The following is a 20,640-nucleotide window of genomic DNA, read 5'->3' on the forward strand; positions in this document are numbered from 1 at the left end:
GTCACTCCTCGACGTGCACGCTGTCCAGGTAGGTGCGCACCGCCCACAAGGCTTCCTGACTCAGGTAGTCGGCCATCTTCGGCATGTACACCCGGCCGTCACGCACGGCGCCATGGCGCACGCGTTCGACGAACCATTCATCACCGGCCTCGCCGACGTCGAGCATGCGCAAGTCGGGCGCGATGCCGCCAGACTTGGCTTCCAGGCCATGACAGGCCGCGCAGTTCTGGTTGTAGGCCGAAGAACCGATTTCCAAAGCCTTATCGCGCTCAGGGGAGGAGCGGTAAGGGTTCGCCGCCGCCCAACCATCGGCATCGACCTGCACGCCGGCATCCTTGATCGGGGTCAGTCCCTGGGTTTCGACGGCTTGGGGTACCACGTTGCCGTGGGCCCAGACGGAACCTGCGTTGATGAAACCGGCCAGCAGTCCGGCAACGAGCAAGGCGTTGCGTTTTGTTGTCATTGTTCTGCCCTCAAGATTGCACGCAAAACCTCTTTGAAGAGGCTATGGCACCCATCTTAGGAACGGCTTTGCGCCAACCCCATGCTGCTTTGGTGGCCGAGGCCTACTCCCTTGGTAGTAGGGCTTGTGGCGCAGGCCCAACCAGTACCGGTCGGGCGCCGTGAAGCTTGTCGACGCCGATCAGGGTCAGGATCAGCAAAAACGGCAGGAGCAGTGCTTTGAGAATTCGCATGGTCAATCTCCCCCCTTGAGTGATGGCCGTTGTAGCCCATGCTAAAACCGCGCCGCCCGGGGTGAGTTACTACCTTGGTACTGGCTCATCGGTACTTTCTGCATATTTCCCCACCCTCCCAGGGTTCCTATGCTGACGCTACCTGTGATGGAGTGCCTTTATGCGCCAGCTCGCCCCTTATGCCTTGATCTACTTGCTGGCGATTGCCTGCGCCGCCGGGGTGGCGACCCAGGTTCAGGCGGCGGATGCGCCGTTGCAGGTGCGGATCGGCTACCTCGGTTATCGCCCCGATCCTGGGCCAGTGCTGTCGAATGTCATCCCCGAACCGACCGATGCCGGCCTGCGCGGCGCCGAACTGGCGATCACCGACAGCAACAGTACCGGGCACTTTCTCAATCACAGCTACAGCCTGGTCAGCGCCAGCGTCGACAATCCGGATGCGCTGATCGAAGCGGCCAAAGCCCAACACGAACAAGGCCTGCGTTTGTTTGTGGTGAATGCACCGGTGCAAACCCTGCGCAGACTCAGCGCCGTGCTACCCGACAGCCTGCTGTTCAATGCCGGCAGCCCCGATGACAGCCTGCGCAGCACCGATTGCTTGCCGAACGTGCTGCACAGCCTGCCAAGCCGCGTGATGCTGGCCGATGCGCTGGCGCAATTTCTGGTGCTGCGCAAATGGCAACGGGCGCTGCTGATCGTCGGCCCGACCGCAGACGATCAAGCCTATGCCGCCGCCCTGCGTCGCGCGGCCAAACGCTTCGGCTTGCAACTGGTGGCGGAGAAAGCCTGGAGTTTCGATAACGACCAGCGCCGCAGCGCCCAGGCCGACATGCCGCTGTTCACCCAGACCGCCGAGTACGACGTGGTGCTGGTGGCCGATGAGCGCGGTGACTTCGGCGAATACGTGCCCTACCAGACCTGGTATCCACGGCCGGTTGCCGGCACTCAAGGCCTGACCCCGGTGGGCTGGCACAAGACCGTAGAAACCTACGGCGCCGCGCAGTTGCAGAAACGCTTCGAAGCCCTGGCCGGGCGCTGGATGAACGACCGGGATTTTGCTGCCTGGATGGCCGTACGCAGCATTGCCAGTGCCGTGGGCAAATTGCGTGAGGCCGATGCCATGGCGATTCGTACGCTTGCAATCAGTGATCAATTGCCGCTGGACGGTTTCAAGGGCCGCAAGCTCAGTTATCGGCCGTGGAACGGTCAGTTGCGCCAGCCGATCCCCATCGTGCAACCCCGGGCGCTGGTAAGCACCTCGCCGCAAGACGGTTTCCTGCACCCTGTCAACGAAATGGACAGCTTGGGTTACGACAAAGCCGAGGTCAGCTGCCGCTTTCTCTGATCCTTTTTTCACGACAACAACAATAAGGAATCTGCCATGCGCCGCACCCTGCTTTCCTGCGCCCTGCTGCTCGCCGCCGGGCACGCCGCTGCCAGCACCGCCTGGGTCTCCAACGAAAAGGACAACAGCCTGAGCCTGATCGATCTGCAGACCCTGAAAGTCACCGAGACCCTGCCCGTCGGCCAGCGCCCGCGCGGCCTGTTGCTTTCCCACGACAATAAGCTGCTGTACATCTGCGCCAGCGATTCGGATCGGGTCCAGGTGATGGACGTCGCCACGCGCAAGATCATCAAGGAACTGCCCTCGGGCAAGGACCCTGAGCAATTCGCCCTGCACCCCAACAATCGTTGGCTGTATGTCTCCAACGAGGACGATGCACTGGTGACGGTGATCGACACCGAAACTTCCAAGGTGCTCGGCCAGATCAATGTCGGCGTCGAGCCTGAAGGCATGGCCGTCAGCCCCGACGGCAAGTGGGCGGTGAACACCAGTGAAACCACCAACATGCTGCACTGGATCGACACCGGCACCCAGACCTTGGCCGACAACACCCTGGTCGATCAGCGGCCGCGTTTCGTCGAATTCAATCCCGATGGCTCGCAGCTTTGGGCCTCGGCGGAAATCGGCGGCACGGTGACGATTCTCGACGTCGCCAGCCGCAAGATCCTCAAGACCCTGACCTTCCAAATCAAAGGCGTACATCCGGACAAAGTCCAACCGGTGGGGATCAAACTCAGCGCCGACGGCAAGTACGGTTTCGTCGCGCTCGGCCCGGCCAACCATGTGGCAGTGATCGACGCCAAGACCTTCGAGATCCTTGATTACCTGCTGGTGGGCCGACGGGTCTGGCAGATGTCGTTCACCCCGGATCAACGGCAATTGCTGGCCACTAATGGCGTCAGCGGCGATGTATCGGTGATCGACGTGGACAGCCTCAAGGTCACTAAATCGGTGAAGGTCGGGCGCTATCCGTGGGGCGTGGTGGTGACGCCATGAACGCTCTTGAAGTCAGCGACCTGAGTTTCGCTTACGGCCAGCGCGAGGCCTTGCGTCAGGTGAGTTTCAGCCTGGCACCCGGGCGTTTTGCCGCGCTGCTGGGACCGAACGGCGCGGGCAAGTCGACGCTGATCGCCCTGCTCACGCGCCTTTATGATGTGCAGCGCGGTGATATTCGGGTCGGTGGCTGCTCCTTGCGCACCTCGGCACGTCCGGCGTTGAAGCAATTGGGTGTGGTGTTCCAGCAAAGCACTTTGGATCTGGACCTTAGCGTCGAGCAGAACTTGCGTTACCACGCCGCGCTGCATGGATTATCTCGACGCCAGACCGGCCTTCGGGTCGACGCCGAACTGACGCGCCAGGCCCTGACCGAGCGCCGTCGCGAGCGGGTGCGTGAACTCAATGGAGGTCATCGCCGGCGGGTGGAAATCGCCCGGGCATTGTTGCACGAGCCAAGCCTGTTGCTGCTCGACGAGGCGAGCGTCGGCCTCGATCCGGCCAGTCGCCTGGCGCTCAACCAACACATCCGCAGCCTGTGCCGCGAGCACAACATCAGTGTGCTCTGGACCACTCATTTGCTGGATGAAGTGCAGCCCAGCGACGACTTGCTGATCCTGCATCAAGGCCGTTTGGTGGCCAGCGGACAGGCCGACGCCCTAAGCCTTGAACACGGCGGCGACCTCGGTTCGGCCTTCGCTCGCCTGACCACCTCGCCCTCTTCAGGAGCAGTCGTCAGATGAACGCTTACTGGCAATGTTTCAGCGGTATCGTGCTGCGCGAATGGCTGCGTTTTGTGTTGCAGCGCACGCGTTTTCTCAGTGCGTTGGTGCGGCCGTTGCTGTGGCTGCTGGTGTTCGCCGCCGGTTTTCGCGCGGCACTCGGCATCGCCATCATCGAGCCCTACGACACCTACATTCCCTATGAGGTTTACATCATCCCGGGCCTGGCCTGCATGATCCTGTTGTTCAACGGCATGCAAGGTTCGCTGTCGATGGTCTACGACCGGGAGATGGGCAGCATGCGCGTGCTGTTGACCAGCCCCCTGCCCCGGACTTTCCTGCTGTGCAGCAAATTGCTGGCGACATCGCTGATTTCGCTGTTGCAGGTGTATGCCTTTCTGGCGATTGCCTGGCTGTACGGCGTGCAACCGCCGGCCATGGGTTTGTTGCTGGCGTTGCCGGCGTTGCTGCTGGTGGCGTTGATGCTCAGTGCGCTGGGGCTGTTGCTGTCCAACGCCATCCGTCAGTTGGAGAACTTTGCCGGGGTGATGAACTTCGTGATCTTCCCGCTGTTTTTCCTTTCGTCGGCGCTGTATCCACTATGGAAGATGCGCGAATCCAGCGAGTGGTTGTATTGGCTGTGCGCCTTGAACCCGTTCACCCATGCGGTGGAACTGGTGCGGTTTGCGCTGTATGAACGTTTCAATCCATTGGCGCTGGCGGTGTGCGTGGGGCTGACGCTGGTGTTCGCCCTGCTGGCGGTACTCACCTTCAACCCGCAGCATGCGGCCCTGCGCAAAACCAACTGACAACACTGATCCCTGTGGGAGCGGGCTTGCCCGCGATGGCGGTGTGTCAGTCAACATCAATGCTGGATGTTATGGCCTCATCGCAGGCAAGCCAGCTCCCACAGTTCTGAGGTGTTCCACATATTTGTGTTCACACACTATTCAGTGTGGGAGCAAGCGGCCTTGCGCAAATCCAGCTGACAACACATCACCCTGTGGGAGCGGGCTTGCCCGCGATGGCGGTGTGTCAGTCAACATCAATGCTGGATGTTATGGCCTCATCGCAGGCAAGCCAGCTCCCACAGTTCTGAAGTGTTCCACATATTTGTGTTCACACACTATTCAGTGTGGGAGCAAGCGGCCTTGCGCAAATCCAGCTGACAACACATCACCCTGTGGGAGCGGGCTTGCCCGCGATGGCGGTGTGTCAGTCAACATCAATGCTGGATGTTATGGCCTCATCGCAGGCAAGCCAGCTCCCACAGTTCTGAAGTGTTCCACATATTTGTGTTCACACACTATTCAGTGTGGGAGCAAGCGGCCTTGCGCAAATCCAGCTGACAACACATCACCCTGTGGGAGCGGGCTTGCCCGCGATGGCGGTGTGTCAGCCAACATCAGTACTGGATGTGACGGCCTCATCGCAGGCAAGCCAGCTCCCACAGTTCTGAGGTGTTCCACATATTTGTGTTCACACACTATTCAGTGTGGGAGCAAGCGGCCTTGCGCAAATCCAGCTGACAACACATCACCCTGTGGGAGCGGGCTTGCCCGCGATGGCGGTGTGTCAGTCAACATCAATGCTGGATGTTATGGCCTCATCGCGGGCAAGCCCGCTCCCACAGTTCTGAGGTGTTCCACATATTTGTGTTCACACACTATTCAGTGTGGGAGCAAGCGGCCTTGCGCAAATCCAGCTGACAACACATCACCCTGTGGGAGCGGGCTTGCCCGCGATGGCGGTGTGTCAGTCAACATCAATGCTGGATGTTATGGCCTCATCGCAGGCAAGCCAGCTCCCACAGTTCTGAAGTGTTCCACATATTTGTGTTCACACACTATTCAGTGTGGGAGCAAGCGGCCTTGCGCAAATCCAGCTGACAACACATCACCCTGTGGGAGCGGGCTTGCCCGCGATGGCGGTGTGTCAGTCAACATCAATGCTGGATGTGACGGCCTCATCGCGGGCAAGCCCGCTCCCACAGGGATCTTCATTGAACACAGCATTGGTGTACGACGCGGGCTCCATAAACTAGACAAATTACTACTTTAGTACTGGTTTACCTGTCTATCGTCGCATTCACAACGCACCGCTACTGGCATGTAATGGGTTCATAACTATAAGGACTGAACCCCATGCCGCGTGCACGACGTGTTCTGCTGTGCCCTTCTCTCGCCGCGCTGTCGCTGAGCCTGTTGCTGGGCGCCGCGCAGGCTGAAACTGCGCTGTTCTCCGCCGAAGGTTATCGCACCGGTTTATACCGCAGCCCGACCCCGACTCAGCTCCAGGGTGCGAGTATCATCGATACGCCAGCCCTGCAAAATCTGCTCAAGCACACGCCGCAGCCGCTGCTGATCGATGTCTACCGCCGGCAATGGCTGCAAGGTCGTTTCATCGAAGACGAGCCCCACGAAAACCTGCCCGGCAGCCATTGGCTGGCCAATACCGGTGACGGCGACCTGACGCCCCCGTGGCAGGATTATTTCGCGCGTCACCTGCAGCAATTGACGGCAGGCGACCTGACGCGACCGTTGGTCTTTTACTGCCGCTCCGATTGTTGGTTGAGCTGGAACGCGGTAAAACGCGCCGCTTCCATGGGCTATAAAACACTGTATTGGTACCGCGACGGACTGGATGCGTGGCAAGCGGCGAATCTGCCCGTGATGCCGGCCCGGCCCGAGCCCTTTCCCTGACGTGAGCGCTTGCGAGTTGTTGCCACACCCTGATCAAAAAAATAATGAGGTGAAAGGCCATGTACAAAATTCTGATTGCCGACGATCACCCGCTGTTTCGCGAAGCCATTCATAACGTCATCAGCGACGGTTTCCCCGGCAGTGAGGTCATGGAAACCGCCGACCTCGACAGTGCCCTGGCCCTGACTCAGGAACACGACGACCTGGACCTGATCCTGCTCGACCTGAACATGCCCGGCATGCACGGCCTCAATGGCCTGATCAACCTGCGCAACGAGGCGCCGACCATTCCGGTGGTGATCGTCTCGGCCGAGCAGGACAAACAAATCGTGTTGCAAGCCATCACCTATGGCGCGGTGGGGTTCATCACCAAGTCGTCGCCGCGGGTGCAGATGACCGAAGCGATCCAGCAGATTCTCAACGGCAATGTGTACCTGCCGCCGGACATCATCCGCACGCAGAAAAGCGGCACTCATCGCCGGATGAATGACACCCCGAGCTTCCCGCCGGAACTGCTACAGGCACTGACCCGCAAGCAGTTGCTGGTACTTGAGCGCATGACCAAGGGCGAATCGAACAAACAGATCGCCTACACCCTGGAAATCGCCGAAACCACGGTCAAGGCTCATGTCTCGGCGATATTGCGCAAACTTAATGTGCACAATCGGGTGCAGGCGATTTTGAGTGCCGGGGATATTGATTTCGGGTCGTATTTGCGGCGTTGATTCTGGGGGCAACAGTTAGACCGAATCGCCCCCATCGCGGGCAAGCCCGCTCCCACAGGTTTGTGGAGATCCTGTGGGAGCGGGCTTGCCCGCGATGGCGCCAGTGAACACACCAGAAGCCTCAAGGCCGGGCAAGCAAATGACTCATCGCCGTCTTGAGTTTCATCGGCCGCACCGGTTTGTGCATCAGGGTGTGGCCCAGTTCGCGGATCTGCTGTTTGAGTTCATTGCTGTAGTTGGCGGTAATCATCATCGCCGGGATCGCTGAAGCGCGACGGGCGTTGATCCGGGCCACGGCGTCGACACCATTCTTCTCGTCATCCAGGTGATAGTCGGCAATCAGCAGGTCGGCTTCGTCGTGATAATTATCCACTTGCCGCGCCAGGTCCTCCTCCGACAGTGCCGTAATCACCCGGCAGCCCCAACCTTCGAGCAAGGTGCGCATCCCGGCACAAATGGCCGCGTCGTTATCCAGCACCCACACCCGTGCACCGCGCAGGCGCTCGAGCATCGGTTCGCTCATCAGCAGGTTCGGCAACGCCTTCGGCGCCGTGGCACTCAACGGCACTTCGACGGAAAACATCGAACCCTTGCCCGGCCATGAACGCACATGAATCCGGTGGCCGAGAATACGCGCGATTTTCTCCACAATCGCCAGACCCAGCCCCAAGCCGCGATCCTGATCCGGGCGCTGCACGTCACCGCGTTTGAACTCTTGGAAAATCTCCTCCAGACGGTTTTCGGCAATGCCCATGCCGCTGTCCCAGACTTCGATGGTCAGCCGCTGATGATGACGCCGGCAGCCGAGCACCACGCGCCCGCTGTAGGTGTAGCGAATGGCATTGCTCAGCAGATTACGCAGGATCCGCGCGAGCAACTGAATGTCGCTGCGCACCAGCGCCGAACACGGGATGAAATGCAGCTCAAGCCCTTCGCTGCGGGCCACTTGGGTGTATTCGGCGGCGAGGTTTTCCAGCAATTCGCTCAGGGCGAACGGCGCAATGTCGGCCTTGATCACCCCGGCATCGAGTTTGGATATGTCCACCAGGGTGCCGAGCAGGTTTTCCACGTCTTCCAGAGAGTTGCTGACGTTGCGCACCAGAATCTCGTTGGCCACCGGCTCCCGGCGTTCCAGCAAGGCGCTGGTAAACAGCCGCGCGGCATTCAGCGGTTGCAGCAGATCGTGACTGACGGCGGCGAGAAATTTTGTCTTCGACAGGTTGGCTTGCTCGGCCTCGAGCTTGGCCTCGCGCAAACGTGACTCCACCCGGCGGCGCTCGTCGATTTCGCGCAACAATTGGTCGTTGAGGGTGGTCAGTTCGGTGGTGCGTTCGCGCACCCGCAACTCAAGGTTCTGATAGGCCTGATGCAGCGCCTCGGCGGTACGGCGGCGCTCGGTGATGTCGCGGATCAACACGAAAATCCCCACCACTTCCCCGGTGGCCAGGCGATTGGGCACGTAGGAGCGCAGCATGTAGCGCTCCTGATTATTGATGTTGGTTTCGGCAAACTCGAACGTCACGCTCTCCCCGGCCAGGGCCCGGGCCACGTAGGCTTCCAGGCGCTGATAATGCTGTTCGCTGTGAACTTCGCGCAGGCTCTGCCCGAGCATCACGCCCCGTGGCCAGCAGTACCATTCTTCGTAGACTTTGTTGGTGAATTCATAGACCAGATCGGCATTCAGGTACGCGATCAGCGCCGGCACATGGTCCGTGATCAGGCGAATCCAGCGCTCGCTTTCGCTGAGCGCTTCGGCGTGCTGGTAGCGTTCAGTGATGTCGGTGAAAGTGTTGACGAAGCCGCCGGTGGGCAACGGATGGGTGCGGATTTCCAGCACCCGGCCATCGTAGAGGCGTTGCTCGCATTCCTGCACGTGCCGCCCGTTCGGGTCGCGACTGGCTGGGGTCAGCAGGTTCAGTTCGCTGTCGGCGATCACTTCGGCGAATGGCCGATGGGCCGCCACCGGGGCCAGGCCGCTGAGCTCCAGGAAGCGTCGGTTCCACAGTTCCAGAATGCCCTCGGCATTGACCATCGCCACCCCTTGGGACAGGTTGTCGACCGCTCGTTGCAGCAAGTGCGACTTCTGCGCCACGGCCTGCTCGCGGCGCAGGGTTTCGCTGAGTTTGACGTCAGTAATGTCAGTGAACAGGATCACCCGCCCGCCTTCCTGGGTCGGCCGTTCGCTGACTTGCAGCCAGCGCCCGTTGTGCAGGCGATAGAGCAGGTTTTCGTCGGCATGCCCGCGAGGTTCTTCGCTGAACAGCCCGGTCGAGGTCATCAACCGTTTGACCTCGCTCAGGCGCATGCCGGCGGTGATCCGCACCCGACTGTTGCCCCAAAACGCCTTGAAGCGGCTGTTGAACAGCACGATCCGCTGCTCGGCATCGAACAATACAAAGGCGTCGGAAATGCTTTCGATGGCGTCGATCAAGTGTTGATGAGCGGTTTCGGCTCGCAGCCGTGCTTCGCTGAGCAAATGATTGCCGGCCTTGAGTTCGGCCATGGCCTGGTTCAGGGCGTCGGTGCGCTCACGCACCTGTTCGGCCAGCACCACCGAATGCTGGAACGCCGCATACGGATCGTTGCCCCGGGTGATACCGGATTCGATGCGCTCGATCAGCGCGCCATTGATGCGCTGCAGTTTGTGGTTTTCGTGGCGCAGGCTGGCGATCTGCGCCTGAAGATCAGCGCTGTCCAGGGGAGCGGCCTCGGGCAATGGCAACCCCGGTGAAGGTCTGGTTGATGTGCATGCCATTGAACTGTTCTCCGTAGGTGTTGAAACCCATCACCCGCTGATCCCGCAGAAACGCGCCTATCTGCTCCAGATTGCCGCCGTCTTCCAGTTCCAGACGCCTGAGAAAGCAGTCGCAGCCAATGGTCAGCAACAGGTCCCCGAGACGCTCCTGCAAACCGTCGAACAGGTTTTGCAGATTCGGCAGCATGGGGCCGGGGGTCATGACGGTGAGGACGATGCCGTTTTCCACCGCACAGTAGAAACTCAGGCTCAGGTCTGGATGAACCTGCTGGATCGCCCGCACGTAATACTGATCGTTGATTCGCACCGCTAACGGATGCGCGGCAAAGATTCGATAATCGAGATCAGCCACCGCCACGCCAATGTGCCGGGCGTATTCCTCGGCGGCCGGTTCGGCGTTGAGCTCGAACACCCGGCGCGAGGCGCTGTCGGCAGCGGTGACCACCAGTTTCTCGGCCCTGGGCAGGATGTGGTGGGTGGTGAAAACTTCGAAGTCCAGCCAGGTATTGACCAGCACCACCACCGCCGCGCCGCTGTGAAACTCGCCGCCGAAATACACGTGGGTGTGGGTCAGGTAGTTGTCGTCGCCGGCCGAACCGCCGAAATGCGGAATGTCGCCCAACGCCGCACTCAAAGCCGCGAGCACCATTTCTTCACGGCTGGACAGGCCATCGAGCAGGGTCAGGGCAAAGCTGTTGCCCTTGATCGGCGCCAAGGTATTGCTGCGACAGCCACTGACCAGTCGCTCGACCATTTGCTGGGCGTCGATCAGGCTGAAATGTTCCATCTCATCGATCAGTTCGGTGGAGATGGAAAAGTGCCGATGATCGAAGCCCACCGCCGTCACGCAGCTGCGGCCATAACCTTGGGGGGTGATTTCCCCGGCGCTGGTGCAGCCCACCAGACGAATGCCGCCGAAGCTCTGTTGCAACGCCTGCCCTAGCGCCTGCAAGTCGTACTCGGCGGAACAGAAGAACAGCACGAAGCCCAAGTGGGGGTGCAAGAGTTGTCGCGCCAGATCCTGGGCCGCTTGCTGGGCATCGGTGGCCTGGGACATCGCACTGACCACACCGTCGTTCTGAACCTGCTCCATCCTCGCCCCTCGCCGGTGCGCCTGTATGAGGCACGAGTGTACGAAGCCTGCGGGCGGCGGCGAATGCTACTTGGGTAGCGGGTGGGTGGTTCGATGGGATGAGAGCCGGGGATTGAAAGTTTGGTGGCTGACACTTTTGTGGCGAGGGAGCTTGCTCCCGCTGGACTGCGAAGCAGTCCCCCAAATCCTGGCCGATGCGCGAGCAGAATCGGGGGGCGCTTCGCGACCCAGCGGGAGCAAGCTCCCTCGCCACAGGCAAGCCCTCTCGCCACAAGTAATGGTTAGTCAGCCAGTTACCAGGTCAACACCGCCCCCACCGCAAACGTATCGGTGTCTTCATTCTGGGCGCTGGTGTCGTGGCCATTGATTTCGAACTGGTTGTATTCGGCCACCAACTTCAGGTTGTCGTTGACGTCATGGAACAGCGCAATGCTGCGGGTCTCGTAATCAGCGCCGCTGCCGACCACGCCGTTGCCATCGTCCTCGGTCTTGCCGTAAGACAGGGCCAGGCGGTTCTTGCCCAGTTTGTAGGAGCCCTGCAACAGGTAACCGTCGCTGTCGACATTGCGCAGGGTCGGTTCGCCGGCGTTGTTGGTGAAGAACGGGTTGATGCCCTTGGCCTGGAAACCGGAGCCGGTCAGCGACAGCCCGCCCATCTTCGCCTGCACGCCGTAGCCGACGCCTTTGGAGGTGACGGACTCGACGCTTGCGTCGGTGTTGTCCGAAGTCTGGTAGCTGCCGTTGAGCCAGCTGTAAATCTTCGCCCCGCCGACGTCGAACTGATAGGTGATCTCGCTCTCGGTGCGCGGGTTCTCCTGATACGCCTTGCCCGTCGCGCTGCTGTCGTTGGTGTCGACCGGGTCCATGATCCCGACCGCCACCCGCAAACCGTCCATCACCGGGGTGCGATAGGTAATCTGCGACGTCGGGAACGGGTATGGATAGCCGCTGCCGATGTTGCCGAACGACACCCCGCCGCCGTCCACCAGGCCCAACGTATCGCTGACCTGACCATAACCGGCGAGCAATTCGTCGAGCAGGATGTTGGAGCGGGCAAACAGGCCGAAATCCTTGCCGATCAGCACCTCGCCCCACTCTGGATTGGCCACCGTGCCGTAGAACTGCCGCACGTCGATGGCGGTGTCGGTGCCGTTGGTTTCGCTGTCGTTGATGGTCACCCAGAACGAGGCCCGGGCGCCGAGCTTGAGGTCATCGACCTGCTTGCCCATGTTGAAGCCCAGGTAGTTGGGCAGAAATCCCATCTTCACCCGCGCCTGGCGCCGGTCGTACTGCTCGCCGGCCCGGTCCACGTCGCTGTTCACGTAGAAGGCGTTGATGTAGCCATCCGTGGAGAACGTGGTCTGGTCCTTGTCGTACAGCATGATCTCGGCCTCGGCCATCGAGCTCAGGCCAAGGGAGGACAGGCTGGCGATGAAGGCCGGCAAGAAACGATGCTTGAAGTTCTTATTGTTGTGCATGACGCGCTCCGCAACGGGGGACTTGATGTCGGAGGCGATTATCGAAAGTGGACCGGCGGCGTCATACGCTGCCTTGGGGGCGGTTGTCAGGTGCTTTGGGGTGGCCGGTGTAGCGCGGCAAATTCGGTGTAAGACCGCCCGCCGGACAGGCCCGGAACTTAGGGTGTAAGCCTGTGGACCCGACTGGCGTCCACAGGACCCGGTGCCGGCTAGGCGAGCGCTCTAAACAGCATGTATACGGCGATCACCACGCAGACGCTGGCAAAGCTGATCTGCAACCCTCGGGCCGGCACCCGTGCGCAGAGTTTTCGACCGAGGATCATCCCGACGATGCTGGCGGCAATGAACGACACGCCCAAACCATCGATCCGCACCCCGGCATGAAACGCGCCGATCACGCCGATTACCGAGATCAGGCTGATCACCATCAACGACGTGGCAACGATGCCGCGCATCTGCACATCGGTCAGTTGCTTGAACGCCGGCACGATCAGAAAGCCGCCACCGACCCCGAGCAGCCCCGAGACCACACCGGTCACCGCGCCGAGTGCCGCCAGGGTTGCGGTGCATTTGGCGGTCCAGGAAAAACGCCCGGTCTGCTGATCGAGCATGCAGTTCTTCTGGCCCCAGTTGGCATGCCCGTGATCGCTCGGGCCATCGTCGGGCTTTTCCCGGCGCAGCATCCGCCAGGCCACCATGACCATCAGTAGACTGAACAGAATCATCAGGATCTTTTCCGGCAACTGATGGGCGAAGTAGATGCCCACCGGCGAAAACACCGCGCCCAGCAATGCAATCAACAACGCCGCCCGATAGCGCACCAGGCCATGGCGCAAACCGTCAATCGCACCGATCGCCGCCGCACTGCCCACCGCGAACAAGGCAACGGGCGCCGCTTGGGTCATGGTCAAACCCAGCCCCAGCACCAAGGCCGGCACCGCGAGAATACCGCCACCAGCACCGGTCAAACCGAGCACCAGCCCCATGACCACACCGAAAAAACTGGCCAGCAACATAGGGTTCTCTCAGTCAACCTTGGACAGATGGGTCAGCCATTCACGGCCCTTGAGCAGGCCATTCCAGTAGAACCACGGCAGCAGGGTCGCCTTGAGAAACCAGGCTGAACGACGCGGCACTGTCGGGTCGAGGGGAAAGGTCGGCAGCAACTTACCGGCGTAACCGAACTCGGCGAGAATCACCTTGCCCTTCTCCACCGTCAGCGGGCAGGAACCGTAGCCGTCGTACTTGAGTGGCAACGGCTGTTGCTTGCGCAGGGCCAGCAGGTTTTGCGCTACCACCACGATCTGCTTGCGCACGGCGGCGGCAGTTTTCGCGTTGCTAGTGGAACAGACATCGCCCAAGGCAAAAACGTCTGTATAGCGTGCGTGTTGCAGGCTGTGCGGGTTCACTTCGCACCAGCCAGCGGCGTCGGCCAGCGGGCTTTGGCGGATGAAATCCGGCGAGACCTGAGGCGGCACGACGTGCAGCAGGTCGAAGGTTTTTTCTTCTACGGTCACGACACCCGCAGCGTCCTTGACCTCAAACCACGCGGTTTTCGACGGCCCGTCAACCTTGACCAGATTGGAATTGAAGGCCAGCCGGGCGTTGTACTTTTCGATGTACTTCATCAACGGCGGCACGAATATCGCCACGCCGAATAACGCAGCGCCGGCCAGATTGAACTCGACGTCGAATTTGTTCAGAACACCGGTTTTACGCCAGTGATCGCAGGACAAGTACAAGGCTTTCTGCGGCGCACCGGCGCATTTGATCGGTATCGCTGGCTGGGTGAAGATCGCTTTTCCGCCGCGCAATCCCTGGACCAGTTCCCAGGTGTAGGCCGCGTGCCGATAGCTGTAATTGGAGGTCACGCCGTTCTGGCCGAGGGTGTCCTGCAAGCCTTCGATTTTCTCCCAGGCCAGGCGCAAACCGGGGCAGACGACGAGGTTCTGGTAACTGACGGTGCGGCCATCGTCGAGGGTCAGCTGTTTGCTGTCGGGGGCGATGTCAGTCACGGACGCCTGCAACCAGGTGGCCTGGCGCGGCATCACCGAGGACATCGGGCGCGCGGTGTTTTTCACCGCGTAAGCACCACCGCCCACCAGCGTCCACGCCGGTTGGTAGTAATGCTGGCTGTCGGGTTCGATGACGGTGATGTTTAAACCCGGATCGCGTTTCAGCAGGCTGGCAACCAAACCAATGCCGGCGGTCCCGCCGCCTATTACCACGATGTCGGCACTGATGGATGGGCCCCAGTGTTGATCGTTCATCATTCATTCCTTGTTATTGCACGCATGGCTCAGGGTTCAGTCCTGATGCCTGTCAGTTAAGCGCAATACATGTGGGAGCGGGCTTGCTCGCGAAGACGGCGGCACAGCTAACATCAATGTCGCCTGACACACCGCTTTCGCGAGCAAGCCCGCTCCCACATGGGATTGCGCTTGGCATCAGGCTCAGCCCCAGCTTTTCAGCACCGCTCCGCAGTACAGGCCGGACAGTGTCTTCATCACCTGAATCACTTCGTGACTGGCTAAACCATAGAATATGTACTTGCCTTCACGGCGGGTGACCACCAATCCCTCGTCACGCAGGATGCCCAGCTGTTGGGACAGTGTGGGCTGGCGCACGCCGGTCATTTTTTCCAGTTCGCCGACGTTGCGCTCGCCCTGGGTCAATTGGCAGAGAATCAGCAAGCGGTCCTCGTTGGCCAAAGCCTTGAGCAGCGCGCAAGCCTTGGAGGCCGAGGCCCGGAGCTGGGCGACTTCACATTCGGTCAGACTGGATTGCATTTGCAGGATGCCTTCGACGTCACTTAAGCTGCGGACATTATGTTTAAACATAAAGTGTTGCAACCGGTTATTGTTCTCCCGCCCCTTTCCACAGGTTCGTACCCATGTCTGCGTTGATTGAAGCCTTTCTTGACCCCGCCTCGTCGACCTACAGCTACGTGATCTACGAACACGATGGCGGGCAGTGCGCGATTGTCGACCCGGTGCTGGATTACGACCCCGCCGCCGGACGCACCGCGACCGTCCAGGCCGACAAAATCATCGCCTTCGTGCGCGAACATCAGTTACAGGTGCAATGGCTGTTGGAAACCCACGCCCATGCCGATCACCTGTCGGCCGCGCCTTATTTGCGTCGGGAACTGGGCGGCAAGATTGCGATTGGTGAGTCGATCAGCAAGGTTCAGGACGTGTTCAAGGCACTGTTCAACCTCGAACCTGGATTTAGCGTCGATGGTTCACAGTTCGATCACCTGTTTGCGCCAGACGAGTCATTCCGGATCGGCAACCTCAAGGCCACGGCCCTGCATGTGCCCGGGCATACCCCGGCGGACATGGCCTATTTGATCGACGGCGATGTGATTCTGGTGGGCGATACGTTGTTCATGCCGGACGTCGGCACCGCGCGCTGCGACTTCCCCGGCGGCAACGCCAACCAGATGTTTGCCTCGATCCAGAAACTGTTGGCCTTCCCCGCCAGCGTGCGCCTTTACGTCTGCCACGATTACCCGCCGGCCGGCCGCGCCCCGCAATGCCAGAGCACGGTTGGCGAGCAGCGCAAAAGCAATATTCATATTCACGATGGCATTGATGAGGCTGCCTTCGTCGCCATGCGCACCCGGCGCGATGCCGGGTTGTGCATGCCGACGTTGTTGCTGCCAGCGATTCAAGTGAATGTGCGGGCCGGGAATTTGCCGCCGGCGGAAGAGAATGGTGTGACTTATCTGAAGATCCCCCTGAATCAACTTTGACTTTCGATCGTTCCCACGCTCCGCGTGGGAATGCCGCCAGGGACGCTCCGCGTTCCGCTTGCGGATGTGACGCGGAGCGTCACGGGATGCATTCCCACGCAGAGCGTGGGAACGATCATCGAGCGGGGTTTCTTCAGTTGGTCAGGGTCAACCCATTCGCCGGCAACGGCAGCGCCGTCTTATACCTCACCTGCTTGAGCGCAAAGCTGGAACGGATGTTCGCCACCCCCGGCACTTTGGTCAAAAAGTCCATCATGAAGCGTTCCAGCGACTGAATGGTCGGCACCAGCACGCGGATCAGGTAGTCCGGGTCGCCGGCCATCAAATAACATTCCATCACTTCCGGGCGATCCGAGATCGCCTCTTCGAAATGCTGCAACGCCTCCTCCACCTGTTTCTCCAGGCTGACGTGAATGAACACATTCACATGCAGCCCCAACAGGTCGGCATCCAGCAGGGTCACTTGCTCACGAATCAGCCCTAATTCTTCCATCGCCTTGACCCGGTTAAAGCACGGCGTCGGCGACAGGTTCACCGAACGTGCGAGGTCGGCGTTGGTGATGCGCGCGTTCTCCTGAAGGCTGTTGAGAATGCCGATATCGGTACGGTCCAGTTTGCGCATGAGACAAAACCACCTGTTTTTTATGTTTATGCAGATTTTTTATCCTCAAATGACCTCAAGCGCAACGAAACAGAGAGAAATATTCTTCTTGGGCCGGCCTATGATTGTTGTAGGACAAGAATTCTTTTACCGAAGAATGACTGCCAGCTCACTACAAGAAATTCACAAGATCGAGCGTAGAAGCCATGAACCAAGCGTACGAACCGCTGCGCCTGCACGTTCCCGAACCTTCGGGCCGCCCCGGCTGCAAAACCGACTTCTCCTACCTGCATCTGACCGACGCAGGCTTGGTGCGCAAACCCCCAATCGACGTTGAACCGGCCGACACGGCTGATCTGGCCAAAGGCCTGATTCGCGTGCTCGACGACCAGGGCAATGCCCTCGGCCCGTGGGCCGAAGGCGTGCCAGTCGAGATCCTGCGAAAAGGCATGCGCGCCATGCTCAAGACACGGATTTTCGACAACCGCATGGTGGTCGCCCAGCGTCAGAAAAAAATGTCGTTCTACATGCAAAGCCTTGGCGAAGAAGCCATCGGCAGCGCCCAGGCCCTGGCCTTGAACATCGACGACATGTGCTTCCCCACCTACCGTCAACAAAGCATCCTGATGGCCCGCGAAGTGCCATTGGTGGACCTGATCTGCCAACTGTTGTCCAACGAGCGTGATCCGCTCAAGGGCCGTCAGCTGCCGATCATGTACTCGGTCAAGGATGCCGGTTTCTTCACCATTTCCGGCAACCTCGCCACTCAATTCGTTCAGGGCGTTGGCTGGGGCATGGCCTCGGCGATCAAGGGCGACACCAAAATCGCCTCGGCCTGGATCGGCGACGGCGCTACTGCTGAATCGGACTTCCACACCGCCCTCACCTTCGCCCACGTCTACCGTGCGCCGGTGATCCTCAACGTGGTCAACAACCAATGGGCAATCTCGACGTTCCAGGCGATTGCCGGCGGTGAAGCCACTACCTTTGCCGGACGCGGCGTCGGTTGCGGCATCGCCTCCCTGCGGGTCGATGGCAACGATTTTGTCGCGGTCTACGCCGCCTCCGCCTGGGCCGCCGAACGTGCGCGCCGCAACCTCGGCCCGACCATGATCGAATGGGTCACCTACCGCGCCGGCCCGCACTCGACCTCCGATGATCCATCCAAATACCGTCCTGCCGACGACTGGAGCCACTTCCCGTTGGGCGACCCGATTGCCCGTCTCAAGCAGCACTTGATCAAAATCGGTCAGTGGTCCGAAGAGGAGCACGTCGTCGTCAGCGCCGAACTGGAAGCCGAAGTGATCGCCGCGCAGAAAGAAGCCGAGCAGTACGGCACCCTCGCCGGCGGCCAGATTCCGAGCGCCGCGACCATGTTCGAAGACGTTTACAAAGAGATGCCGGAGCACTTGAAGCGCCAGCGTCAAGAGTTGGGGATCTGACATGAACGATCACAACAATAAAATCGAGTTGGAAACCGCCATGACCACGACCACCATGACCATGATCCAGGCCCTGCGCTCGGCCATGGATGTGATGCTTGAGCGTGACGACAATGTCGTGGTGTTCGGCCAGGACGTGGGCTACTTCGGTGGCGTGTTCCGTTGCACCGAAGGCCTGCAGAACAAGTACGGCACCTCCCGCGTTTTCGACGCACCGATCTCCGAAAGCGGGATCGTTGGCGTCGCCGTGGGCATGGGCGCTTACGGTTTGCGGCCGGTGGCCGAGATCCAGTTCGCCGATTATGTTTACCCGGCGTCGGACCAGATCATTTCCGAAGCAGCACGCTTGCGCTATCGCTCGGCCGGCGAGTTCACTGCACCGATGACCCTGCGCATGCCATGCGGCGGCGGCATCTACGGTGGCCAGACCCACAGCCAGAGCATCGAGGCGATGTTCACCCAGGTTTGCGGTTTGCGCACGGTCATGCCGTCCAACCCTTATGACGCCAAAGGCCTGCTGATCGCCTCCATCGAAAACGATGACCCGGTGATCTTCCTCGAGCCAAAACGCCTGTACAACGGCCCGTTCGACGGCCACCACGACCGTCCGGTAACCCCGTGGTCAAAACACCCCGCCGCACAAGTACCGGACGGTTACTACACCGTGCCGCTGGACGTCGCCGCCATTGCTCGTCCGGGCAAAGACGTGACCATCCTGACCTACGGCACCACGGTTTATGTGTCGCAAGTGGCGGCTGAAGAAACCGGTATCGACGCCGAAGTGATCGACCTGCGCAGCCTGTGGCCATTGGACCTGGACACCATCGTCAAGTCGGTGAAAAAAACCGGGCGCTGCGTAGTGGTTCACGAAGCCACTCGCACCTGCGGGTTCGGCGCCGAACTGGTGTCGCTGGTGCAGGAACATTGCTTCCATCACCTGGAAGCGCCAATCGAGCGCGTCACCGGTTGGGACACTCCCTACCCGCACGCGCAAGAGTGGGCGTATTTCCCTGGTCCGTCCCGAGTGGGCGCGGCTTTGAAACGGGTCATGGAGGTCTGAATGGGCACGCACGTTATTAAAATGCCGGACATTGGCGAAGGCATTGCAGAAGTTGAACTGTCGCAGTGGCACGTCAAGGTTGGCGACATGGTCGTCGAAGATCAGGTGCTGGCCGATGTGATGACCGACAAGGCGATGGTCGACATTCCATCCCCGGTGCATGGCAAGGTGATTGCGCTGGGCGGACAGCCTGGCGAAGTCATGGCGGTTGGCAGCGTCCTGATCAGTATTGAAGTTGAAGGCGCGGGCAACGTTAAAGAGTCGGCTCAGCCTGCCGCAGTTAAAGAAACACCCGTTGCAGCGCCTAACGTTGAAGCCGTTGTTGAAAGCAAACCGGTTGCGGCGCCTCGCCCGGCCGCTGCCTGCCAAGGTCCGATGGTTGCCCGTGAAGCCGATGAGCGTCCGCTGGCCTCCCCGGCTGTGCGCAAGCATGCGCTGGACCTCGGCATTCAATTGCGTCTGGTGCGTGGCAGCGGCCCTGCCGGTCGGGTGCTGCATGAAGACCTCGAAGCGTATCTGGGTCAGGGTCAGTCGAACGCATCGACCGCCACCGCCGCTTACGCCCAGCGCAATGATGAACAGCAAATCCCGGTGATCGGCATGCGCCGCAAGATCGCCCAGCGCATGCAGGACGCCACCCAGCGCGCTGCCCACTTCAGCTACGTCGAAGAAATCGACGTCACTGCCGTGGAAGAACTGCGCGCACACCTGAACGAAAAACACGGCGCGACCCGCGGCAAGCTGACATTGCTGCCGTTCCTGGTCCGCGCGCTGGTCGTGGCTCTGCGCGATTTCCCGCAGATCAACGCCCGTTACGACGACGAAGCGCAGGTCATCACCCGTCTCGGTGCGGTGCATGTGGGCGTCGCCACGCAAGCCGACATCGGTTTGATGGTGCCGGTGGTGCGTCACGCCGAAACCCGCAGCCTGTGGGACAGCGCCGCGGAAATCTCGCGTTTGGCGACTGCCGCGCGCACAGGCAAGGCCAGCCGCGATGAGCTGTCCGGCTCGACCATCACCCTGACCAGTCTCGGCGCCCTGGGCGGCATCGTCAGCACCCCGGTGCTGAACCTGCCGGAAGTGGCGATCGTCGGCGTGAACAAAATTGTCGAACGGCCGATGGTCGTCAAAGGCCAGATCGTGATCCGCAAGATGATGAACCTCTCCAGCTCCTTCGATCACCGCGTGGTCGATGGCATGGACGCGGCGCAATTCATCCAGGCCATTCGTGGCTTGCTCGAACAACCCGCCACCCTATTTGTGGAGTAAGTC

19 protein-coding genes are annotated in these 20,640 nt (G+C 60.5%); 10 read left to right on the forward strand and 9 right to left on the reverse strand.

Annotated features, from left to right (window positions below):
- Position 1: 1 nt before the first annotated feature.
- The gene (gene pedF, locus AB3226_RS02200) at positions 2 to 463 is read right to left on the reverse strand and encodes a cytochrome c-550 PedF (protein ID WP_123719192.1); all 462 of its coding nucleotides are present in this window, start codon (positions 461 to 463) and stop codon (positions 2 to 4) included.
- A gap of 103 nt (positions 464 to 566) precedes the next feature.
- A complete protein-coding gene (locus tag AB3226_RS02205; RefSeq protein WP_007907038.1) occupies positions 567 to 695 on the reverse strand; it encodes a hypothetical protein in 129 nt (42 codons plus the stop codon).
- Positions 696 to 855: 160 nt separating this feature from the next.
- Here AB3226_RS02205 and AB3226_RS02210 point away from each other — a divergent pair, with 160 nt between their 5' ends.
- From AB3226_RS02210 to AB3226_RS02235, 6 genes are all read left to right on the forward strand, one after another.
- Positions 856 to 2,040: an ABC transporter substrate-binding protein gene (locus AB3226_RS02210; RefSeq protein WP_367371828.1), complete on the forward strand. Its 1,185-nt coding sequence runs from the start codon at positions 856 to 858 to the stop codon at positions 2,038 to 2,040.
- Between the two features lie 36 nt (positions 2,041 to 2,076).
- Complete coding sequence (locus AB3226_RS02215; protein ID WP_367371829.1) at positions 2,077 to 3,036, forward strand: YVTN family beta-propeller repeat protein; 960 nt, start codon at positions 2,077 to 2,079, stop codon at positions 3,034 to 3,036.
- Complete coding sequence (locus tag AB3226_RS02220; protein ID WP_367371830.1) at positions 3,033 to 3,776, forward strand: ABC transporter ATP-binding protein; 744 nt, start codon at positions 3,033 to 3,035, stop codon at positions 3,774 to 3,776. Before AB3226_RS02215 ends, AB3226_RS02220 begins: the two co-directional genes overlap by 4 nt.
- Positions 3,773 to 4,564, forward strand: coding sequence for an ABC transporter permease (locus AB3226_RS02225; RefSeq protein ID WP_007907045.1), 792 nt, complete (start codon positions 3,773 to 3,775; stop codon positions 4,562 to 4,564). Before AB3226_RS02220 ends, AB3226_RS02225 begins: the two co-directional genes overlap by 4 nt.
- Positions 4,565 to 5,899: 1,335 nt before the next feature.
- The gene (locus AB3226_RS02230; RefSeq protein WP_367371831.1) at positions 5,900 to 6,457 is read left to right on the forward strand and encodes a PQQ-dependent catabolism-associated CXXCW motif protein; all 558 of its coding nucleotides are present in this window, start codon (positions 5,900 to 5,902) and stop codon (positions 6,455 to 6,457) included.
- A gap of 59 nt (positions 6,458 to 6,516) precedes the next feature.
- Positions 6,517 to 7,182 (forward strand): response regulator transcription factor, encoded by a 666-nt coding sequence (locus AB3226_RS02235; protein WP_008005351.1) that lies wholly within the window; start codon positions 6,517 to 6,519, stop codon positions 7,180 to 7,182.
- A gap of 121 nt (positions 7,183 to 7,303) precedes the next feature.
- Here AB3226_RS02235 and nahK read toward each other — a convergent pair whose 3' ends face one another.
- The 6 genes from nahK to AB3226_RS02265 all read right to left on the reverse strand — a co-directional run bounded on the left by nahK (position 7,304) and on the right by AB3226_RS02265 (position 15,297).
- The gene (gene nahK / locus AB3226_RS02240; RefSeq protein ID WP_367375735.1) at positions 7,304 to 9,898 is read right to left on the reverse strand and encodes a hybrid sensor histidine kinase/response regulator NahK/ErcS'; all 2,595 of its coding nucleotides are present in this window, start codon (positions 9,896 to 9,898) and stop codon (positions 7,304 to 7,306) included.
- The gene (nosP, locus tag AB3226_RS02245; protein WP_123719185.1) at positions 9,867 to 11,030 is read right to left on the reverse strand and encodes a nitric oxide-sensing protein NosP; all 1,164 of its coding nucleotides are present in this window, start codon (positions 11,028 to 11,030) and stop codon (positions 9,867 to 9,869) included. The genes nahK and nosP overlap by 32 nt, the downstream gene beginning before the upstream one ends.
- 293 nt (positions 11,031 to 11,323) lie before the next feature.
- A complete protein-coding gene (locus tag AB3226_RS02250; RefSeq protein WP_367371832.1) occupies positions 11,324 to 12,508 on the reverse strand; it encodes a porin in 1,185 nt (394 codons plus the stop codon).
- A 209-nt stretch (positions 12,509 to 12,717) separates the two neighbouring features.
- The gene (locus tag AB3226_RS02255) at positions 12,718 to 13,524 is read right to left on the reverse strand and encodes a sulfite exporter TauE/SafE family protein (RefSeq protein ID WP_367371833.1); all 807 of its coding nucleotides are present in this window, start codon (positions 13,522 to 13,524) and stop codon (positions 12,718 to 12,720) included.
- 9 nt (positions 13,525 to 13,533) lie between these two features.
- Positions 13,534 to 14,778 carry an FAD-dependent oxidoreductase gene (locus AB3226_RS02260; protein ID WP_367371834.1) on the reverse strand — a complete coding sequence of 415 codons (1,245 nt, stop codon included), beginning with the start codon at positions 14,776 to 14,778 and terminating at the stop codon, positions 13,534 to 13,536.
- Between the two features lie 183 nt (positions 14,779 to 14,961).
- Positions 14,962 to 15,297 (reverse strand): helix-turn-helix transcriptional regulator, encoded by a 336-nt coding sequence (locus AB3226_RS02265; RefSeq protein ID WP_032830345.1) that lies wholly within the window; start codon positions 15,295 to 15,297, stop codon positions 14,962 to 14,964.
- A 104-nt stretch (positions 15,298 to 15,401) separates the two neighbouring features.
- Between AB3226_RS02265 and AB3226_RS02270 the strand changes: the two genes are divergently transcribed.
- Entirely contained in the window at positions 15,402 to 16,265 is an 864-nt protein-coding gene (locus AB3226_RS02270; RefSeq protein ID WP_367371835.1) for an MBL fold metallo-hydrolase, read from the forward strand.
- 133 nt (positions 16,266 to 16,398) lie between these two features.
- Here the strand turns inward: AB3226_RS02270 and bkdR are convergent, their stop codons facing one another.
- Complete coding sequence (gene bkdR / locus AB3226_RS02275) at positions 16,399 to 16,887, reverse strand: Bkd operon transcriptional regulator BkdR (protein ID WP_008034067.1); 489 nt, start codon at positions 16,885 to 16,887, stop codon at positions 16,399 to 16,401.
- 185 nt (positions 16,888 to 17,072) lie between these two features.
- Here bkdR and AB3226_RS02280 point away from each other — a divergent pair, with 185 nt between their 5' ends.
- The 3 genes from AB3226_RS02280 to AB3226_RS02290 are packed head-to-tail and all read left to right on the forward strand — an operon-like array spanning position 17,073 to position 20,637.
- Positions 17,073 to 18,308: a 3-methyl-2-oxobutanoate dehydrogenase (2-methylpropanoyl-transferring) subunit alpha gene (locus AB3226_RS02280; protein WP_367371836.1), complete on the forward strand. Its 1,236-nt coding sequence runs from the start codon at positions 17,073 to 17,075 to the stop codon at positions 18,306 to 18,308.
- A gap of 1 nt (position 18,309) precedes the next feature.
- On the forward strand, positions 18,310 to 19,368 hold the full coding sequence (locus AB3226_RS02285) for an alpha-ketoacid dehydrogenase subunit beta (RefSeq protein WP_367371837.1): 1,059 nt from the start codon (positions 18,310 to 18,312) through the stop codon (positions 19,366 to 19,368).
- Positions 19,369 to 20,637: a dihydrolipoamide acetyltransferase family protein gene (locus AB3226_RS02290; protein ID WP_367371838.1), complete on the forward strand. Its 1,269-nt coding sequence runs from the start codon at positions 19,369 to 19,371 to the stop codon at positions 20,635 to 20,637.
- Positions 20,638 to 20,640 lie beyond the last annotated feature (3 nt).

The sequence above is a fragment of the Pseudomonas lini genome (genome assembly GCF_964063345.1).
Taxonomy (GTDB): Bacteria; Pseudomonadota; Gammaproteobacteria; order Pseudomonadales; family Pseudomonadaceae; genus Aquipseudomonas; species Aquipseudomonas lini_B.